Source organism: Tessaracoccus sp. MC1627, assembly GCF_014164725.1.
Taxonomy (GTDB): Bacteria; Actinomycetota; Actinomycetes; order Propionibacteriales; family Propionibacteriaceae; genus Arachnia.
In genome coordinates, this window is sequence record NZ_JACJGA010000007.1 from 193411 (window position 1) to 212544 (window position 19134).

Annotated in this window: 17 protein-coding genes; 14 read left to right on the plus strand and 3 right to left on the minus strand. The window is 69.5% G+C overall.

Going from position 1 to position 19134, the window contains the following annotated elements:
* Positions 1-51: 51 nt before the first annotated feature.
* The 7 genes from rplT to H5399_RS14535 are packed head-to-tail and all read left to right on the plus strand — an operon-like array spanning position 52 to position 7882.
* Entirely contained in the window at positions 52-417 is a 366-nt protein-coding gene (gene rplT / locus H5399_RS14505; protein ID WP_182783874.1) for a 50S ribosomal protein L20, read from the plus strand.
* 16 nt (positions 418-433) lie between these two features.
* Complete coding sequence (locus H5399_RS14510; protein ID WP_182784030.1) at positions 434-1261, plus strand: RNA methyltransferase; 828 nt, start codon at positions 434-436, stop codon at positions 1259-1261.
* Positions 1245-2354 (plus strand): phenylalanine--tRNA ligase subunit alpha, encoded by a 1110-nt coding sequence (gene pheS / locus H5399_RS14515; protein ID WP_182783876.1) that lies wholly within the window; start codon positions 1245-1247, stop codon positions 2352-2354. Before H5399_RS14510 ends, pheS begins: the two co-directional genes overlap by 17 nt.
* Positions 2351-4840 (plus strand): phenylalanine--tRNA ligase subunit beta, encoded by a 2490-nt coding sequence (gene pheT / locus H5399_RS14520; protein ID WP_182783878.1) that lies wholly within the window; start codon positions 2351-2353, stop codon positions 4838-4840. Before pheS ends, pheT begins: the two co-directional genes overlap by 4 nt.
* A 41-nt stretch (positions 4841-4881) precedes the next feature.
* Entirely contained in the window at positions 4882-5952 is a 1071-nt protein-coding gene (locus H5399_RS14525) for a GNAT family N-acetyltransferase (RefSeq protein WP_182783880.1), read from the plus strand.
* A 5-nt stretch (positions 5953-5957) separates the two neighbouring features.
* Positions 5958-6545 carry a TetR/AcrR family transcriptional regulator C-terminal domain-containing protein gene (locus tag H5399_RS14530; RefSeq protein WP_182783882.1) on the plus strand — a complete coding sequence of 196 codons (588 nt, stop codon included), beginning with the start codon at positions 5958-5960 and terminating at the stop codon, positions 6543-6545.
* On the plus strand, positions 6542-7882 hold the full coding sequence (locus H5399_RS14535) for an MFS transporter (RefSeq protein WP_182783884.1): 1341 nt from the start codon (positions 6542-6544) through the stop codon (positions 7880-7882). Before H5399_RS14530 ends, H5399_RS14535 begins: the two co-directional genes overlap by 4 nt.
* On the opposite strand, the gene putP is transcribed toward H5399_RS14535, so the two are convergent.
* On the minus strand, positions 7797-9278 hold the full coding sequence (gene putP, locus H5399_RS14540) for a sodium/proline symporter PutP (protein ID WP_182783886.1): 1482 nt from the start codon (positions 9276-9278) through the stop codon (positions 7797-7799). The genes H5399_RS14535 and putP overlap by 86 nt on opposite strands.
* Before the next feature lie 67 nt (positions 9279-9345).
* Complete coding sequence (locus H5399_RS14545; RefSeq protein ID WP_182783888.1) at positions 9346-10248, minus strand: hypothetical protein; 903 nt, start codon at positions 10246-10248, stop codon at positions 9346-9348.
* Between the two features lie 81 nt (positions 10249-10329).
* Between H5399_RS14545 and argC the strand changes: the two genes are divergently transcribed.
* Genes argC through tyrS form a run of 7 tightly spaced genes read left to right on the plus strand, consistent with a single transcriptional unit; the run spans position 10330 to position 17880 of the window.
* Entirely contained in the window at positions 10330-11361 is a 1032-nt protein-coding gene (argC, locus tag H5399_RS14550) for an N-acetyl-gamma-glutamyl-phosphate reductase (protein WP_182783890.1), read from the plus strand.
* A gap of 40 nt (positions 11362-11401) precedes the next feature.
* Entirely contained in the window at positions 11402-12565 is a 1164-nt protein-coding gene (argJ, locus tag H5399_RS14555) for a bifunctional glutamate N-acetyltransferase/amino-acid acetyltransferase ArgJ (protein ID WP_182783892.1), read from the plus strand.
* Between the two features lie 58 nt (positions 12566-12623).
* On the plus strand, positions 12624-13529 hold the full coding sequence (gene argB / locus H5399_RS14560; RefSeq protein ID WP_182784032.1) for an acetylglutamate kinase: 906 nt from the start codon (positions 12624-12626) through the stop codon (positions 13527-13529).
* Positions 13526-14698 (plus strand): acetylornithine transaminase, encoded by a 1173-nt coding sequence (locus tag H5399_RS14565; RefSeq protein ID WP_182783894.1) that lies wholly within the window; start codon positions 13526-13528, stop codon positions 14696-14698. Before argB ends, H5399_RS14565 begins: the two co-directional genes overlap by 4 nt.
* Positions 14691-15191 (plus strand): arginine repressor, encoded by a 501-nt coding sequence (locus H5399_RS14570; protein ID WP_182783896.1) that lies wholly within the window; start codon positions 14691-14693, stop codon positions 15189-15191. Before H5399_RS14565 ends, H5399_RS14570 begins: the two co-directional genes overlap by 8 nt.
* Complete coding sequence (argH, locus tag H5399_RS14575; protein WP_182783898.1) at positions 15181-16593, plus strand: argininosuccinate lyase; 1413 nt, start codon at positions 15181-15183, stop codon at positions 16591-16593. The genes H5399_RS14570 and argH overlap by 11 nt, the downstream gene beginning before the upstream one ends.
* Before the next feature lie 33 nt (positions 16594-16626).
* On the plus strand, positions 16627-17880 hold the full coding sequence (gene tyrS, locus H5399_RS14580; RefSeq protein ID WP_182783900.1) for a tyrosine--tRNA ligase: 1254 nt from the start codon (positions 16627-16629) through the stop codon (positions 17878-17880).
* Position 17881: 1 nt separating this feature from the next.
* Here the strand turns inward: tyrS and H5399_RS14585 are convergent, their stop codons facing one another.
* Positions 17882-18901, minus strand: coding sequence for a CapA family protein (locus H5399_RS14585; RefSeq protein ID WP_182783902.1), 1020 nt, complete (start codon positions 18899-18901; stop codon positions 17882-17884).
* Positions 18902-19134: the final 233 nt, after the last annotated feature.

A 19134-nucleotide genomic window follows, 5' to 3' on the forward strand; every position in this document is an offset into this window, starting at 1 on the left:
CCCACCTAGACCATTCGTCGGCGCTGCCGACCACATCCAAGGAGATCCCCCATGGCACGCGTGAAGCGTTCTGTGAACGCGCATAAGAAGCGTCGTGAAATTCTCGAGCAGGCCTCCGGCTACCGCGGTCAGCGCTCGCGCCTGTACCGCAAGGCCAAGGAGCAGCTCCTGCACTCGGCCACCTACGCCTACCGCGATCGTCGCGCCAAGAAGGGCGACTTCCGCCGCCTGTGGATCCAGCGCATCAACGCCGCCGTCCGCGCGGAGGGCATGACCTACAACCGCTTCATCAACGGCCTGAAGAACGCTGGTGTCGAGGTGGATCGCAAGATCCTGGCCGAGCTGGCCGTCAACGACACCGCCACGTTCAACGCCCTGGTCGCGGTCGCCAAGGATCACCAGCCCGCAGCAGCCTGAGAACTCCTCAGTGACGATGGAACCGAACGTTGCCCCTGGCCTTCCCGCCTCGGTGCTGCGTTCGGTTCGTCGTTTGACGCAGAGGAGGGGCCGGGACCTGTCGGGGACCTTTCTCGTCGAGGGTCGCCAGGCGGTCCGGGAGGCGCTGGCCGCGGCGGATGTCGTCGAGGAGGTGATCGTCGACGATCCCGCCAAGCACGCTGATCTCCTGGAGGGGATCGCCGTGCCGGTGTGGCAGGCCGACGAGCACGCCATGAGGCAGCTCAGCGACACGGTCACCCCGCAGGGCATCGTCGCGGTCTGCCGGCAGCTGAGCTACGGCTGGGACGCCCTGGAGGGCGCCCGGCTGGTGGTGATCTGCGCACAGGTGCGGGACCCCGGCAACGCGGGCACCGTCATCCGGTGCGCCGACGCCTTCGGCGCCGACGCCGTGATCCTCACCGCCGGAAGCGTCGAGATCTACAACCCCAAGACCGTCAGGTCCACGGTGGGCAGCCTCTTCCACATGCCCATCCTCACCGGCGTTCCCCTGTCCGAGGCCGTCGCGCGGGTCAAGGCGATGGGGCTGAAGGTCCTCGCGGCCGACGGCGACGGGGCACCACTGGACCTCAAGGCCGCCGCCGGTGAGCTCAGCGGTCCCATCGCCTGGATCATGGGCAATGAGGCGTGGGGACTGCCGCCGGAGGATGCCCGGCTGGCGGACGAGGTGGTCGCCGTGCCAATGTGGGGGCAAGCGGAGAGCCTCAACCTCTCCAGCGCGGCTGCGGTGTGCCTCTACGCCACCGCATCTGCGCAACGTCGAACCGGTGAAGAAGGAGGACCCGACGATGTCCGGGCCCAATGACAACTTTGATCCCAAGCAGGTCGCTGCCCTCAATCCGGATGCCATCGACTCCGCCGTGGCGGCCGCCCTGGCGGCGATCGACGCGGCCACCACCACCGCCGAGCTGAAGCAGGCCCGCCTGGACCACGCGGGCGACGCCTCGCCGCTGGCGTTGGCGAACCGTGAGATCGGCGCCCTTCCGCCTCAGGCCCGCAAGGAGGCCGGGCAACGGGTGGGGCAGGCGCGCGCTACCGTCGCGCGGGCCTTCGCGGATCGCCAGGCCGGCCTTGCGGCCTCCGAACTCGAGGAGGCGCTCGTGGCCGAACGCCTTGACATGACGCTGCCTGTGGAGATGGGCCCCCGCGGGGCTCTGCACCCCGTCACGTCCCTCATCGACGAGATGATCGACGTATTCGTGGGCATGGGCTGGGAGGTGGCCGACGGTCCCGAACTCGAGGCCGAATGGTACAACTTCGACGCACTCAACCTGGCGCCGGACCACCCCGCACGGGCCCAACAGGACACCCTGTGGGTGGACCCGCCGTCGGAGGGCAAGCTGCTGCGCACCCAGACCTCGCCTGTGCAGGTCCGGTCTCTACTCGAGCGTGGCGTCCCGCTGTATGTGATCAGCCCCGGGAAGGTCTTCCGGGCCGATGAGTACGACTCCACCCACCTGCCCGTGTTCCATCAGTTGGAGGGACTCGTCGTCGACAAGGGCATCTCGATGGCTGACCTGCGGGGGACTCTGGACCACCTGGCGCGGGCAATGTTCGGCGACGTGCAGACCCGGATGCGGCCCCACTACTTCCCGTTCACCGAGCCGAGCGCCGAGGTGGACCTGCAGTGCTTCGTCTGCCACGGTGAGTCCGTCGGCAACCCGGAGCGCCCCTGCCGCACCTGCCGGTCCGAAGGCTGGATCGAGTGGGGCGGCTGTGGCGTCGTCAACCCGCGCGTCCTCACGGCCTGCGGCATTGACGCCGACGTCTACTCGGGCTTCGCCTTCGGGATGGGCGTGGACCGCACGGTGATGTTCCGCACCGGCGCGCCGGACCTCCGCGACTTCGTCGAGGGCGACATCCGATTCAGCCGTTCAATCCTGGGAGGATCCCGATGAAGGCCCCCGTTTCCTGGCTGCGAGACCTCGTCACGCTGCCCGCCGGCGTCACCACCGCCCACCTCGCCGAACAGTTCACCGCGTTGGGCCTCACCGTCGAACACATCGAGTCCACCGAGTCGCCCGTCACCGGTCCCCTCACCGTGGGGCGCGTGCTCACGTCGGTGGATGAGCCGCAGAAGAACGGCAAGACCATCCGCTACTGCCGGGTGGATGTCGGCGCCCACAACGACGAGGCCACTGACGAGTACCCCGCGAGCCGCGGCATCGTCTGCGGAGCCCACAACTTCGCCGAAGGCGACCTGGTGGTGGTGGCGCTCCCCGGCACCGTGCTGCCCGGCGACTTCCAGATCGCCGCCCGAAAGACCTACGGACACGTCTCCGACGGCATGATCTGCTCCCAGCTCGAGCTCGGGCTGGGCGAGGATCACGACGGCATCATCGTGCTGCCCTCCGACGCAGGTGAGCCGGGCGACGACGCCGTGGCGCTCCTGTGGACCGCCGACGAGGTGCTGGACATCGACGTCACCCCCGATCTCAGCTACTGCCTGTCCCTCCGGGGCCTGGCGCGGGAGGCCGCGATCGTCAACGGGGTCTCGTTCGAGGATCCGTACCGGCAGCACCTGCCTGAGCCCACCGACGGCGGACACCCCGTCGTGCTGGAGGACCCCCGCTGCACGGCGTTCGTAGCCCTCACCATTGACGGCCTCGACCCGGCTGCCGCCACCCCGGGGTGGATGGCGGACAGGCTGAAGGGGGCGGGAGTCCGCTCGATCTCGCTGGCGGTGGACGTGACCAACTACGTGATGCTGGAGTCCGGTCAGCCCCTCCACGCCTACGACGCGCGAAAGCTCCAAGGCCCGATCCGGGTCCGTGCGGCCGCAGCAGGGGAAAAGTTGCGGACCCTGGACGGGCAGGACCGGCAGCTGGACGCAGACGACCTGCTGATCACCGACGACTCAGGCCCGATCGGGCTCGCGGGCGTCATGGGCGGCGAAGACACCGAGGTGTCCGGATCGACAACCACCATCGTGCTCGAGGCAGCGCACTTCCAGCCGGTCTCCGTGTCCCGGACCTTCCGCCGCCACGGACTTCCCTCGGAGGCGTCCAAGCGGTTCGAGCGCGGCGTCGACCCGCAGGTGCCCTACGCCGCCGCCCGGCGCGCCGCCCAACTGCTCACCACCCACGGCGGGGGTGCGATGACAGCCGAGACCGTCGTCGGGTCGGCCCCAACGCCCCACAGGGTGTCGTTGCGCTCCGGACTCATCCCCGCCGTGCTGGGGACGCGCGTGGATCAGGACGAGAGCGTCCGGCTGCTGGCGGCAAGCGGGGTGTCCGTCACTTCGCTGGGCGATTCCCTGACGCTGGAGGTGCCGAGCTGGCGCGGCGACCTCGTTGATCCCTACGACGTCGTCGAGGAGGTCGGACGCCACATCGGCTACGACCGCATCGGACTCAAGCTCCCCATCCCGCCCGTGAGCCGCGGGCTGGCGCCGCGCGTGCTCCATCGGCGGGCCGTGCTGCGGGCCATCGCGGCCCTCGGCTTCACCGAGGTGCTGTCGCTGCCCTTCGCCTCCGTCGAGGAGCTCGATCAGCTGCAGATCCCGGCCGACGACCCGACCCGGCGGCTCATCCGGTTGGCCAACCCGCTGTCCGAGACCCATCCCTACCTGCGGACCTCCTTGCTGCCGGGGCTGTTCGCCGCCGTGGCGCGCAACACCTCCCGCAGCCTCACGGACCTCGCGCTGTTCGAGCAGGGCAAGGCGTTCTTCGACGGTGGCGAGCCCGCCGCACCGCGTCCCGGCGTGGCGCACCGACCCTCCGACGAGGAGATCGCCGACATCGACGCGGCCATCCCGGCGCAGCCGCACACGGTGGCCGCGGTCGTCACCGGCAACTGGAGGCCCGCGGGATGGGCCGGCCCTGCTGTCGCGGCGGACTGGACACACGTGGTGGCCCTCGCGGAGCACGCCGCCGCGGCCGTGGGTGCGCGGCTGTCGCGGCGCAACGTGGAGCGGGCGCCATGGCATCCCGGTCGCTGCGCTGAGCTGTCGCTCAACGGGATCGTCCTGGGCTACGCCGGCGAGGTGCACCCAGCGGTGGTCGCGGCTCTGCGGCTCCCCGAGCGAACCGCGGCTGTCGAGTTCAACCTGGACCTCCTGCTGAGCCAGGCCGTCTCGGGGGGCGCCATCGGGACTCTGTCACCGTTCCCGCTCGCCAAGGAGGACGTGGCGCTGATCGTCGATCGCGACGTCCCTGCCGCTGAGGTCGAGTCCGCGTTGGCTGAGGGTGCCGGGGAACTGCTGGAGTCCATCTCCCTGTTCGACGTGTACTCGGGCGATCAGGTGGGCGAGGGACGCAAGTCGTTGGCGTTCGCGCTGCGCTTCCGATCCGACAGGACGCTCACCGACGCGGAAGCCGCAGCCGCGAGGCAGGCGGCCGTGGCGGTCGCCGTCGAACGGTTCGGGGCGGTGCAGCGCGCCTGACGCTCACGCCGGTTCCCCGGCGTCCCGAGTAGGCTGCTCAGGTGCAGATCACGCGGATGGACTACCCCTCGTTCCCTGAGGATCCAGGCTTCTGGATCTTCGAACTCGACGAGCGTCTCTGGGGCGACGTGGTGCGCGGGCTGTTCGGCAACGAGGACCTGTCGCACTCGGCGCTGCGCCGCTGGGCCGAAGGGACCAGGCCCCAGTACAGCCTCCAGGTGCCGTTCGTTGCGTTCGAGGACGGCACGCCCGTGGGTGTCGCGTTCGTTGAGCTGCCGCAGCGTGACAACAGGCACGTGGCCTTCCTCAGCGTTGTCGTGGCGGAGGCTCACCGCGGCCGTGGCATAGGCGCGGCGCTCTATGACGCAGCGGTCGCGGAGGCGCGCTCCGCCGGCCGCGACACCCTGCAGGCCTGGACGTGGGAGCCGGCCACTCCCCGCGGCTCGCGCCGGCTCAGCGCGGCTGAGGGGGAGGGGGCCATCGACCCGGAAGGAGCACCGGCGCGATTCCTGCTGGGCAGGGGCTACCGGCTCGTGCAGGTTGAGACCATCTCAGGGATGACCCTCCCGGAGCAGGGCCTGCTGGACGCCGATGCCGCTGCGGCTCGGGCGGCCACCGCGCCCGAGTACGACCTGGTGCAGTGGTCTGGAACCACCCCGGCTGAATGGCTGGACGAGATGGCCCGCTTGATGGTGGTGATGAGCACCGACGTGCCGATGGGCGAGGCGGCTCTTGAGCCTGAGCTGATCGACGCCGCCCGGGTGCTCAGCCACGATGAGGCGCTGGCCAGGGGTGGCTGCGAGTGGCTCTATACCGCCGTCCGGCACATCCCGACGGGGCGCCTCGTCGGCTTCACCCGATTCATCTACGAGTCCGGCCGGCCGGTGGTGGACCAGTGGGAGACCCTCGTCGTTGGAGACCACCGCGGTCGCGGCCTGGGCTGGTTCGCCAAGACGCACAGTCACGCCTCCGTGCGCGCACAGTGGCCACTGGCCGGGCGGCTGAGCACGGGCAACGCGTCGGAGAACGACTACATGTTGGCCATCAACCGGCGTCTGGGGTATCGCCCGATCGCCGCGTCGGGTTGGTTCGAGCACCGGATGCGGGGCTGAGGCGCGTGGCGCTGTCCCGTCGGTCCATCGTTGAGGCAGGGCTAGGCATTCTCGACGAGTACGGCCTCGGCGACCTTTCGATGCGGCGGGTTGCCGACGCACTCGGGGTCCAGGCCGGGGCGCTGTACTATCACGTTCCCAACAAGCAGTCGCTGCTTGCGGCCGTCGCCGACGAGATCCTCGCCGCCGCTGTGGCCGACGGGGCCCCGGGTCCAGGCGCCGTCGCCGAATGGCTGTCGGAGTGGGCGCGAGGGCTGCGTCGGGCGCTGCTCCAGCACCGCGATGCCGCCGAGCTGGTCTCCTCGGCACACGCGCTCGGACTCGGCGCGGTGGACCCGTGTGGCGCTGGCAGGGAGCGGCTGGAAGCGGGGCTGGCGCCTGAGCCTGCCGCCACCATGGCGGCGCTCCTGCACTTCGTGCTCGGGCACGTCATGGAGGAACAGACGCGGGCGCAGATGCATCAGCTGGGCGTGGTCAGCCACTTCGATGCCGCCGACGCAACCCGCACCTTCGAGTGGGGGCTTGCGCTCTTCATCTCAGGGGTGGACTCGTCCACGGTGCGGATCGGGGTCGGACCCGGCGCGATGCGATGAGCGCGAGTGCGCGCCTCGTCCTGCGTTCGCTGATCGGACCGGTGTACGCGCCCACGCTGGCCCAGGCCGTCGGAATGATGGCCACTCTGCCTGTGATCCCGCTCATCGCCCTGGCGTTGGGGTTCTCGGTACCGGCGGCAGCAGCGCTGACCCTCATCACCGGTGTCGTGGGTGTTCTCGGCCCCATCCCTTTGGGGGCGCTGATGACGGCGCTGGGGGAGCGGCGGGCCATGATCGTCACCGGGGTGGCGGTGACCTGCACCCAGATCGGCACGCTGGTGATGGTGGAGCATGCACGCATCACCGGCCCCACGCACTGGCACCAAGCGGGCCTTGTCGCCTCCCTCGTGGTGTCGTCACTGTCCCGGGAGGTGTGGATCATCGGGCGGCAGGCCTACCTCGGAACCGCTCTGCCACCAGAACTGCGGGCCCGGGGGATGAGCACCTTCGGAGGCATGATGCGCATCGGCCAGGTGATCGGGCCACTGCTCGGGGCAGGCATCATCGCCCTGGGGCATGAGGGTTGGGTGATCGGTCTCGACGCGGTGGCGATGGCCGCCGCCACGCTCATGGTGGCGCTCACGATGCTCCCCGGGGAGCACGCCGCGAAGCGACCCACCATGCGCCAGGCAGTGGGAAGAATCCCGGTGGCGCCCTCGCCGCAGGCGCCGGACCGGACCGCCGGCGTGACCATGGTCCTCGCCGGATTCGCCACGGTGCCGCTCACCATGTCCCGGATCTCCCGCCCGCTCATCTTCCCGCTGCTGGGCGCGATGCTCGGGCTCCGCGGTGACGAGATCTCGCTCATCTTCGCCATCGCCGCCGTGGTCGAGTTGGGGATGTTCGTTCCGGCGGGGACCCTGATGGACCGACATGGGCGGGCCGCCGTCCTGGTGCCGTGCCTCATCTTCTCCGGCGCCGGATACGTGCTTCTGGTGGTGCTCTCCGCGACAATCCCAGAGGGTTCGCGGACCGGGGCCTTCTGGGCCCTTGCAGCGTCGGCGGCCCTGGTGGCATTCGGGAACGGGTTCGGGGCCGGCATCGTGATGACGCTGGGTATCGACCTGTCGCCCGAGGCCCACCGGACCCGGCATCTGGCCAGGTGGAACACCGTCAACGGCACGGGTTGGCTGCTGGCGCCCGGCATCGTGGCACTGGTGACGGTGGCGTGGCCGATCGCGGCGGCCGGGGCCGTGATCGGGGGTCTGTGCTGGGCGGGAGCGGTGTGGGCGTGGTGGTTGATGCCTCAGATCACGCCCGGGCCAGCAGGCGGACCTGCTCGTCGAACTCGGCCTCGATCTCCGGGTTCCGACGGTAGGTCACCGACGACACAGTGAGCGCCGTGAGGAGGTTGAGCAGGAAGCCGGGCAGGATCTCGTAGACGTCGAAGATGCCGCCCTCCAACGTCCCCCAGACGCCGACGGTCACCGCGCCCACCACCATGCCCGCGAGGGCTCCCCAACTGCTGAGCCCGCGCCAGTAGAGGCTCAGCAGCACCGTCGGCCCGAAGGCGGCGCCGAAGCCGGCCCAGGCGAAGGCGACCAGGCCCAGGATGGTGTCGTTCTGCTCCCAGGCCAGGGCAGCGGCGACGATGGCCACGGCCAGCACCGCCCCCCTGCTCAACAGCACGCCGCGTGCGGCGGTCAGCCCTGCGGGGAAGAACGTCGCGTACAGGTCCTCGACGAGGGCCGACGCCGTGACCAGGAGTTGCGACGAGATGGTGGACATGATGGCGGCGAGGATCGCCGCCAGCATGAACCCGGCGATCAGGGGGTGGAACAGCAGTTGTCCCAAGGCGATGAACACCGTCTCCTGGTCCGGGAGGAGGCCCTCGTCACGCTTGAAGACGGCGATGCCCACGAGTGCGGTGCCTGCGGCGCCGAGGCAGGACAGGATCATCCAGCCCATGCCGATGCGTCGGGCGGGCACGGCCTCCTGAGGTGTGCGCAGCGCCATGAACCGCACGATGATGTGCGGCTGGCCGAAGTAGCCCAGCCCCCACGCGGCAGACGACACCACGCCCATCACGGTGGTCGTGGCCCCCCAGAGCTTGAAGGCGTCCGGGTCCAGCGTCACGACGATGTCGTACAGCGCGACCGGCCCGCCGATATAGACCACCCCTGCGAGCGGGACCGCCACCAGCGCCGCCAGCATCATGATTCCCTGGACGAGGTCGGTGTAGGACACGGCCAGGAAGCCACCCACCAGGGTGTAGAGCACCACAACCCCGGCCACCAGGACCATGCCCAGGCGGTAGTCCATGCCGAACGAGGCGTCGAAGAACTTGCCCCCGGCCACCATTCCGCTCGAGACGTAGAAGGTGAAGAACACCAGGATGATCACGCCGGCGGTGAGGCGTAGCGCTCTCGTCGAGTCCCTGAGGCGGTTGCCGAAGAAGCTGGGGATGGTGATCGCGTCGCCCGCCAGTTCGGTGTAGGCGCGCAGGCGGGGGGCGACGAACTTCCAGTTGAGCCAAGCGCCGATGCTCAGCCCGATGGCGATCCAGAACTCCACCATGCCTGAGAGGTACAGCGCCCCGGGCAGTCCCATGAGCAGCCACCCCGACATGTCGGAGGCTCCCGCGGAGAGCGCGGCCGCCACTGGGCCGAGCGCCCGTCCCGCCAGCATGTAGTCGTTGACGGTGGTCGTGCGGTAGTAGGCCCAGACTCCGATGCCGATCATGGCGGCGAAGTACACGACCATCGCGATGCCCTGGTAGGTCTCCTCAGACATGTCTTCCCTTCGAAGCGGCGAACTCAGGTCAACCTATCGCGCGTTCGCGGGGGCAGGATCGGCGAACTCAGCTAACGCGACCCTTGGGCCCTGCTGCAGAGATGACCAGGCCGAGGATTCCGAATGCGAGGAGCGCCCATCCCACCGTGACGGCGGGTGCGGTCCAGTCCTGCAGGGAGGACATCGTGCCCTCGACAAGGGCCGACTGGACCGCCGCAGCGAGGGTACTCCCGTCGGGGACGGAAACCCCGTCGAGCGTGCGCCGCCCGAGGATCACCGCGACCATCCCAGCGACCGCCGCCAGGGTCCAGGCAACCCAGCGCCCTCGGCGTGAGCCGACGGCGAGCCCGAGGACAGCCAGCAGGGTAGCGGCCGCGTAGAACCAGATCCAGTGCCTTGCCACCGCCAACCCGTCAGCGGCGTATCCGGCCTGCACCGTGTCGGGCCGGCCGAGCGCGATACGCAGCTCCTCGGCGGGGACGTCGAGCTCCAAGACGAGGGGGCGCAGGAGTTCCGGCGTCATCTCCAGCAGCCTGGCCTGACCCTCCTCGACGAATGGCGCCAGTGGCAGCCACAGAGTCGGAGCGTCGGCGCCGTCGGTGCGCATGGCGTCCAGGCCCGTCACGAAGTCCGCACGCGACAGGTCGATCGCCTCGTGCCACGCCTCCGTCACGCCGTCATCGGTCAGCGCTGCGTGTACGGCGAGCCCGATCAGGTCCTCCAGTTGTGTCCGGACTCCGGGGAGAAGGTCGACGGCGGAGGGGAGACGTGCGACCGCGGCCGCGCTCAGTTCGACGGCGATCGCGTCCATCACGCGCTGATCGGAAGCCAGGGGACCCGCTATCGCGTGCAGGGGGGCCGGGGTGCGGGCAACCCGGTCGAGCCAATGGGCCCCCAGCCCGGCCAATGCGGCGCCAACTGCGGCGAGCAGGAGCACGAGCGAGATCGTCGTGCGGACGAAGCTGGCCACCGGCGCCTCCTCAGATGTGGGGAACCCAGGGTATCCCGCCCCGGGTGGAATATGTATCGAACTCCTGGCATACTCAAGCCTATGACGTATTCAGTGGCGGTGGCGGGGTGCACGGGCTACGCGGGCGGCGAGCTGCTTCGCCTGCTGCTCCAGCACCCCGAGGTCGAGATCGGCGCACTCACCGGGAACTCGAGCGTCGGCGACAGGCTGGGGGTCCACCAGTCCCACCTGTTCGCCTTGGCCGACCGTGTGGTCGCGCCCACCACCGCGGACGAGTTGGCAGGCCACGACGTGGTCTTCCTCGCGCTTCCGCACGGCACTTCGGCCGCCATCGCAGAGCAGTTGGGCGACGACACCCTCGTGGTGGACGCCGGGGCCGATTTCAGGCTCCAGGATTCTGCTGCGTGGGAGCGGTTCTACGGGTCGGCGCATGCGGGGACGTGGCCGTACGGCCTGCCCGAGTTGCCGGGCCAGCGGGAGCGCTTGGCCGGGGCCAGGCGCATCGCGGTCCCGGGCTGCTACCCGACGGCCTGCACGCTCGCCCTTCTCCCCGCCGTGGCCAACGGCCTGATAGATCCGGGCCAGATCGTCATCGTCGCGGCCAGCGGGGCCTCCGGCGCCGGGAAGTCACTCAAGCCGAACCTCCTCGCCTCCGAGGCGATGGGCAACATGAGCCCCTATGGAGTGGGCGGGATTCACCGGCACACCCCTGAGATCGTTCAGAACCTCTCGTCTGTGACCAGCGCCGCGGTCAACGTCTCGTTCACCCCGCTGCTGGCCCCGATGCCCAGGGGAATCCTCTCCACCTGCTCCGCGCCAGTCGCCGAGGGTGTCACCTCCGAGGACGCGCAGCAGGCCTATCGGGAGTTCTACGCAGACGAACCGTTCGTGCACGTCCTGCCGCCGGGGGTGTGGCCTCAGACAGCCTCGGTCGCGGGGTCCAACGTCACGACTGTCCAGGTGACGGTCGACGAGTCGGCGGGTCGGCTGATCGCCATCTCGGCCATCGACAACCTCACCAAAGGCACCGCCGGCGGTGCGGTCCAGTCGATGAACCTGGCCCTGGGTCTTCCGGAGTCACTCGGGTTGCCCGCGGTGGGCGTCGCGCCCTGATCCAGGCAACGCATATCTCAGATAAGGAAGCTACACAGTCATGAGCACACCTACCGGAGTGACCCTCCCGCAGGGATTCCTCGCCTCGGGCGTCACGGCCGGCCTCAAGGCGAGCGGCCGCCCAGACCTCGCCGTCGTCCGGAACACCGGGCCGAGCATGGCGGCGGCCGGCGTCTTCACCTCGAACCGCGTCGTCGCGGCCCCGGTGAAGTGGTCGAGGCAGGCGGTCGAGGACGGACAGTTGCAGGCCGTGGTGCTCAACTCGGGCGGCGCAAACGCGTGCACGGGAGCGGACGGTTTCGCTGATTCGGCTGCGACGGCGTCGCGGGTCGCGGGGCAGCTCGGGCTCATCACTGACAACGTCGCGGTGTGCTCCACCGGGCTGATCGGGCTCCGGCTGCCGATGGACCTCCTGCTGCCGGGGGTCGACGACGCGTGCGCACACCTGTCGGATGACGGGGGCCCCGCCGCGGCCGTCGCCATCATGACCACCGACTCGGTCCCGAAGCAGGCAGGCATTCGGGTTGGGCCGTGGTCGATCGGAGGGATGGCCAAGGGAGCGGGCATGCTCGCCCCAGGCCTCGCGACCATGCTGGTGGTGCTCACCACCGACGCCGTCCTCGACGCGGGAAGCCTCGACGCCGCCCTGCGGGAGGCCACCCGGCTGAGCTTCGATCGGGCAGATTCCGATGGCTGCATGTCCACCAACGACACGGTGCTGCTGATGGCCAGCGGCGCCTCCGGGACAGCGCCGGAGCCCACCGAGTTCCAGGTGGCGCTGACCGCGATCTGCCAGGACCTCGCCCGGCAGTTGATCGCCGACGCCGAGGGCGCGGCCCACGAGATCTCCATCGAGGTGGTCGGTGCAGCGTCCGAGAGTGACGCGTTGACGGTCGGCCGGGAGATCGCCAGGTCCAACCTGTTCAAGTGCGCCATCTTCGGCGGCGATCCCAACTGGGGGAGGGTGCTCTCTGCCATCGGCGTCACCCACGCCACGTTCGACCCGGACGCCCTGGACGTCTCCTTCAACGGCATCATGGTGTGCCGGGCGGGCCAGATCGGCGACGACCGCGGCCTGGTGGACCTGTCGGGCCGTCAGGTCCACGTCCAGGTGGACCTTCATGCCGGCCGCGACACAGCGACGATCCTCACCAACGACCTCACCTACGACTACGTCAAGGAGAACGCGGAGTACTCCACCTGACCGCGGCGCTCCGCCGCACCTCCGCCTTCACGCTCCGCAACCCGAGGGACCTCCCATGATGACCAAGACCCGTATCCAGCAGCAGCCCGAGCTCATCGCCAAGGCGGGCACCCTCATCGAGGCGCTGCCCTGGCTGGCGGAGTACGCCGGGCAGACCGTCGTGATCAAGTACGGCGGGAACGCCATGACCGACGACGCGCTCAAGCGCGCCTTCGCCGAAGACATCGTGTTCCTGCGGCGCGTTGGCGTGAAGCCGGTCGTGGTGCACGGCGGCGGACCCCAGATCTCCTCAATGCTGGCGCGCCTCGACATCGCCTCGGAGTTCCGCGGCGGGCTCCGCGTCACCACCCCCGAGGCGATGGACGTGGTACGGATGGTGCTCGTCGGGCAGGTGGGGCGCGAGTTGGTCAATCTCATCAACCAGCACGGGGCGTTCGCCGTGGGCATGTCGGGCGAGGACGGCGGACTGTTCACCGCCAAGCGTCGCGGCCTGATGATCGATGACGAGGAGATAGACCTGGGACTCGTCGGCGACGTGGAGTCGGTTGATCCGGCGGCCATCCTCGACCTGATCCAGGCTGGCCGCATCCCGGTGGTGGCCACCGTCGCCCCGGACGTCGAGGGGCAGGTGCACAACGTCAACGGCGACACGGCGGCCGCCGCACTGGCGGTGGCGCTGGGGGCCAAGCGGCTGGTGATGCTCACCAATGTGGCAGGTGTCTATGCCAACTACCCCGACGAGGAGTCGGTGATCACGCAGATCTCGACGCCCGAGGTGCGCGGAATGCTCCCGCGACTCGACGCGGGCATGATCCCCAAGATGGAGGCCTGCATCCGCGCCGTCGAGGGAGGCGTCACGTCCGCCACCGTCATCGACGGGCGGATCCCGCACTGCCTCCTGCTGGAGATATTCACCGACGAGGGCGTGGGCACCATGGTCACCAACGAGGGGGCAGCGGCATGAGCCAGGCAGATCTCCAGGCGAGGTACGGCGCTGTGATGATGAACGCGTTCGGCCCCCCGAAACGGGTGTTCGAGCGCGGTGAAGGGGTGCACCTCTACGACGCCGACGGCGCCCGCTATCTCGACCTCCTCTCCGGGCTCGCGGTCAACGGCCTCGGACACAATCATCCCGGCGTCACCGCGGCGATCACTCGCCAGTTGGGCCACCTCGGCCACGTGTCCAACTTCTTCGCCAGCGAGCAGCAGATCCGCCTCGCCGAGCGGTTGGCTGCCTTCACGGGCGCGCCCGAGGCACGCGTGTTCTTCACCAACTCCGGAACGGAGGCCAACGAGGCGGCCTTCAAGCTGACGCGGCTCACGGGCCGTACCAAGCTGGTGGCCATGGAGGGCTCCTTCCACGGCCGCACCATGGGGGCCCTGGCGCTCACCCACAATCCCAAGTACCGCGAGCCGTTCGAACCTCTCCCCGGCGAGGTGACCTTCGTGCCCTTCGGCGATGTCGCCGCGCTGCGCGAGGCGGTGGACGACACGACGGCGGCAGTGGTGGTGGAGACCATCCAGGGGGAGAACGGCGTGGTCCCGGCGCCGGAGGGGTTCCTGGCCGCGGCGCGCGAGATCGCCACCGCGGCGGGCGCGCTGCTGTGGATCGACGAGGTGCAGACGGGGCTCGGCCGGTGCGGCGAGTACCTGGCGCACCGCGCTGAGGGCGTGGTGGCGGACCTGGTCACGCTGGCCAAGGGGCTCGGCAACGGTTTTCCGGTGGGTGCCTGCCTCGCCACAGGTTCTGCGGCGTCCCTGCTGCAGCCGGGGCAGCACGGCACCACCTTCGGCGGCAACCCGGTCGCTGCGGCCGCCGGACATGCCGTCCTCGATGCGTTGGAGGGCGGCGTCCTGGACAACGCCCGCACCACCGGGCGTTGGCTCGCCGACGCCATGCGGGATCTGGGTCATCCCCTGATCAGGGGAGTCAGGGGGCGGGGCCTGCTCCTCGGGGTGGTCCTGACCGATGAGGTGGCGGCGCGGGTGGCAGACGACGCGCTGGACGCGGGATTCATCATCAATGCGCCGCGCCCGAACGTCCTGCGGGTGGCGCCGCCGCTCATCTCCACGCCAGCAGAACTGCAGCCCTTCGTCGACGCGCTGCCGGGCCTCCTGGCGCCGCATGCCTGAAGTGACGAGGGCGGGACGGCTGGCCACGCTGCGCCAGCTGGTCAACGAGGCGCGTTACGCCTCGCAGGCGGATCTGATCGAGGCCTTGGCCGCGGAAGGCATCAGCGTGAGCCAGCCCACACTGTCCAAGGACCTTCTGGCGCTCGGCGCCATCAGGCAGCGGGCGGATGACGGCTCCCTCGTCTACGCCGCGGGCTCCGATGAAGGGCACGGAGCGACGATGGACAAGCTGGCCCGCCTGTGCGCGGAGATGCTCCAGTCGCTGCGTGCGGCCGGCAATCAGATCGTGCTGAAGGTGCCCCCGGGGGCCGCTCAGTATCTCGCCGCCAGCCTCGACGCCGCCGCGATGGCGGGCGTGATGGGTACGATCGCCGGGGATGACACCATCCTCGTCATCGCCGCAGACGAGGAGGCGGCCGACGGCGTGGTGCTGCGGATCTCCGAGATGACCAAGAGCGGACGACCAGGAAGAGGGCTTCTCGATGAGCACTGAGCAGGGACGACTCTGGGGCGGTCGATTCGCGGGGGGACCCAGCGAGGCCATGTTCGCGTTGAGCAAGTCCACGCAGTTCGACTGGCGGTTGGCGCTCCACGATGTGGCCGGGTCCCGGGCCCATGCCAAGGCCCTGCACGCCGCGGGACTGCTGGACGATCAGCAGGCGGCCGCCATGGACGAGGGTCTCGCGGAGCTATCCCGTCGGGTCGAGGCGCGCGAGTTCGTCGCCGCCGAGAGCGACGAGGACGTCCACGGCGCCCTGGAGCGCGGGTTGAAGGAGATCGTCGGCGCGGAGCTTGGAGGCCGTTTGCGGGCGGGACGCTCCCGCAACGACCAGATCGCCACCCTCATCCGCAGCTATCTGCGCGAGGAGGCCCGGCTGATCGCCCAGGACGTGGATCAGGTCATCGACGCGCTTGCCGCGCAAGCCCACCGGCATCTGGGCGTGGTGATGCCCGGCCGCACACACCTCCAGTCCGCGCAGCCCATCCTGCTGAGCCACCACCTACTGGCGCATGCCTGGCCGCTCGCCCGCGACATCGACCGCCTGCGCGACCTCGACCGCCGACTGGCGGTGAGCCCGTACGGCTCCGCGGCGCTCGCCGGCACCTCCCTGGGGCTGGACCCCGAGCTGGTCGCCCGCGAGCTCGGATTCGGCTCCTCCGTGCCCAACTCGATCGACGGCACCGCGGCACGGGACCTCATCGCCGAGGCCGCCTACGTGCTGGCCCAGATCGGTGTGGACCTGTCCCGCCTGGCGGAGGACGTGATCCTCTGGTGCACCGCCGAGTTCGGATTCGCCAGCCTGGACGACGCCTGGTCCACGGGCAGTTCGATCATGCCGCAGAAGAAGAATCCGGATGTGGCGGAGCTCGCGCGCGGGAAGGCGGGGCGCCTGATCGGCAACCTGGCGGGGCTGCTCGCGACCCTGAAGGGGCTTCCGCTGGCGTACAACCGGGACCTCCAGGAGGACAAGGAGCCCATCTTCGACGGCGTGGACCAGCTTCACGTGCTGCTGCCCGCCGTCGCGGGCATGGTCGGGACCTTGACCTTCCATCCGGACCGGATGGCCGAGGTGGCGCCGAAGGGCTTCTCGTTGGCCACGGATGTGGCGGATCACCTCGTCCGCGCCCATGTACCGTTCGCCGTCGCCCACGAGGTAGCGGGGGAGACGGTGCGCTACTGCGAGGCGAGGGGCATCACGCTGCAGGAGCTCACCGCCGAGGACCTTCCCGCCATCTCGCCCCATCTCGACGGGTCGGTGCTGGCGGTCCTGACGGTGGAGGGATCCGTCGCCTCCAGGAATGGGCGGGGTGGCACGGCGCCGGATCGCGTGGGTGAGCAGCTCGAGGAGCTGCGCGCGGCCCAGGTGGAGCTCGCCGGGTTCCACGCAGGCTGAGCCCCGAGGAGCCCTCGGGCTATGCTGACCGGCGTGAACGCACTGCTCGACGACCTTCGCTGGCGTGGCCTGATTGCCCACTCGACGGACCCCGATGCGCTGGCGGCGCATCTGGACGACGGCCCGGTGAGGTTCTACGTGGGGTTCGATCCCACCGCGCAGAGCGTGCACACCGGCAACCTGGTCCAGCTTCTGCTGGCCCGAAGGCTTCAGGATGCGGGGCACCAGCCGTTCCTGCTGGTAGGCGGTGCTACGGGCCTCATCGGGGATCCGAAGCAGTCCGGAGAGCGTGTGATGAACTCAGCCGACGTCGTGGCGGGTTGGGTGGAGCGGATCCGGGCCCAGGTCGAGCGCTACGTCCTGTTCGAGGGGCCCAACGCCGCCACCATGGTCAACAACTTCGACTGGACCAGCCAGATGTCGGTCCTGGACTTCCTCCGCGACGTGGGCAAGCACTTCCCCGTCAACAGGATGCTCGCGCGCGACGTCGTCGCCCGGCGGCTGGAGTCCGGCATCTCGTACACGGAGTTTTCCTACGTGCTGCTGCAGTCGATGGACTACCGCGAGCTGCACAGGCGTCACGGCGTGACGCTGCAGACGGGCGGCTCGGACCAGTGGGGCAACCTGACCGCCGGGGTCGAGCTCATCCGGCGCAGCGACCAGGGGCACGTCCATGCCATGGCCACGCCACTGCTGACGAAGGCCGATGGCACCAAGTTCGGCAAGACCGAGGCCGGCACCATCTGGCTCGATCCGACGTTGACCTCGCCGTACGCGTTCCATCAGTTCTTCCTCAACGCAGAGGATGCCAAGGTCATCGACTACCTCAAGGTGTTCTCGTTCCGCTCACGGGAGGAGATCGAGGCTCTCGAGCGCTCCGCGGTCGAGGCTCCGTTCAAGCGGGAGGCGCAGCGCGCCCTGGCAGACGACGTGACGGACCTTGTGCACGGAGTCGACGAGCGGCAGGCCGCGGTGCACGCCGCTGGAGCGCTCTTCGGGCGGGGGCAGCTGGAAGACCTGACGCCACAGACGCTGGAGACGGTGCTGAGTGAGGTGGGCGCCAAGAGCGTCGACGCGGACGTATCCATCGTCGACGCGCTGGCGCTGTCCGGCGTGGTCGAGTCGAAGGGCGCCGCGCGGCGCGCCATCGCCGAGGGCGGCGCCTACCTCAACAACGTGAAGGTGGAGGACCCGGAGCTCATGCTCACGCCCTCAACCCTCCTGCACGGGCGTTTCGCTGTCCTCCGACGAGGGCGCAAGACGGTGGGCGGGGTTTACCGCTCCTGAGTCACCCGCGTTCCGTCAAGCCCTCCACGCCGAGTGAGTTCACGGTGGCGCGGGTGCGCGCGGCGGAGGCCTGCATCTCGTCCTCCAGTGAGGTGCCCGCGGCCAGCTCGTCGGGGATCAGGTAGACGCGCGCGGGATTGCTGCTGCTGTGCTTGGTGATCATGGTGGGCGCATACTCGGCTGCGGTGGCGGCGAAGCCTCCTCCGCCCTGCTCGGTGAAGGTGACCTGGGCCACGTAGCCGTCGTAGGTGAGCGGCTGGGCCGGTCCACTTGAGGCGATGAGGTTTCCCGCTCCGTAGACCACCCATTTGTCGTTCACCCGATCGATGGGCTGGACGACGTGGGCGTGTTGACCGAAGAGGAAGTCCACGTAGGGCGAGGCGGTGACCTGTTCCGCATACAGGCGCTGCTGTTCGTTGATGCTGCTGGAGTACTCGTCGCCTGCGTGGATGTGCACCGCGACGAGGTCGGCGCCTGCCTCACGGGCACGCTGAGCCTGGGCGATGGCCAGGTCAGCGTCGAGCAGTTCGACCGACCACGGTTTGCCCTCGGCCTTCGGAATCCCGTTGAGGCCGTACGTCTGGCTGATGACGGCTACCTTGACGCCCGAGGCTGTGGTGTAGACGACGGGGGTGTTGGCCGCGGCCTCGGTGGCGTACGAGCCGGCGGTCATGATGCCCGCAGCCTGGTGCACGTCGATCGTGCGCACGAGGCCTTCCCATCCCGCGTCCATGGTGTGGTTCGACGCCGTGGTGCAGAGATCCCAGCCCACGGCCTTGATCGCGGGAGCGATCTCCTGGGGTGCCGCGAACAGGGGATAGTTCCGGAAGGGCCCGTCGACGGCGGCGAAGGGAACCTCCGAGTGGCAGATGGCCATGTCCGCCGCCGAGACGTAGCTCTGGAGCGATTCCAGCTGGGGGAGAAAATCGAAACGAGGGGCGCCTGTGACCTTGGCGTCCACCTCCGCACTGTTCCAGAGGGAGTTGTGCCACAGCAGGTCGCCGCTGACGTTGATCGTCACCGTCCGAGGGGGGACGGTGGTCGACGGCGCCGCGCTCGGGGACGGGGACGCGCTCCCACTGGCCTGCGGGGTTTGTCCGTCCTGCGAGACGGTGGACTGTGTGGCTTGTGGCTCATCAGGTCCGGCGGGGGACAACCCCATGGGCGCACAGCCCGTAGCCAGCAGGATCGCCAGGACCGGCCAAGGGGAACGGAGCGTCTTCATTGCGCAAGGCTACGCCGCGCCTTGAGGCA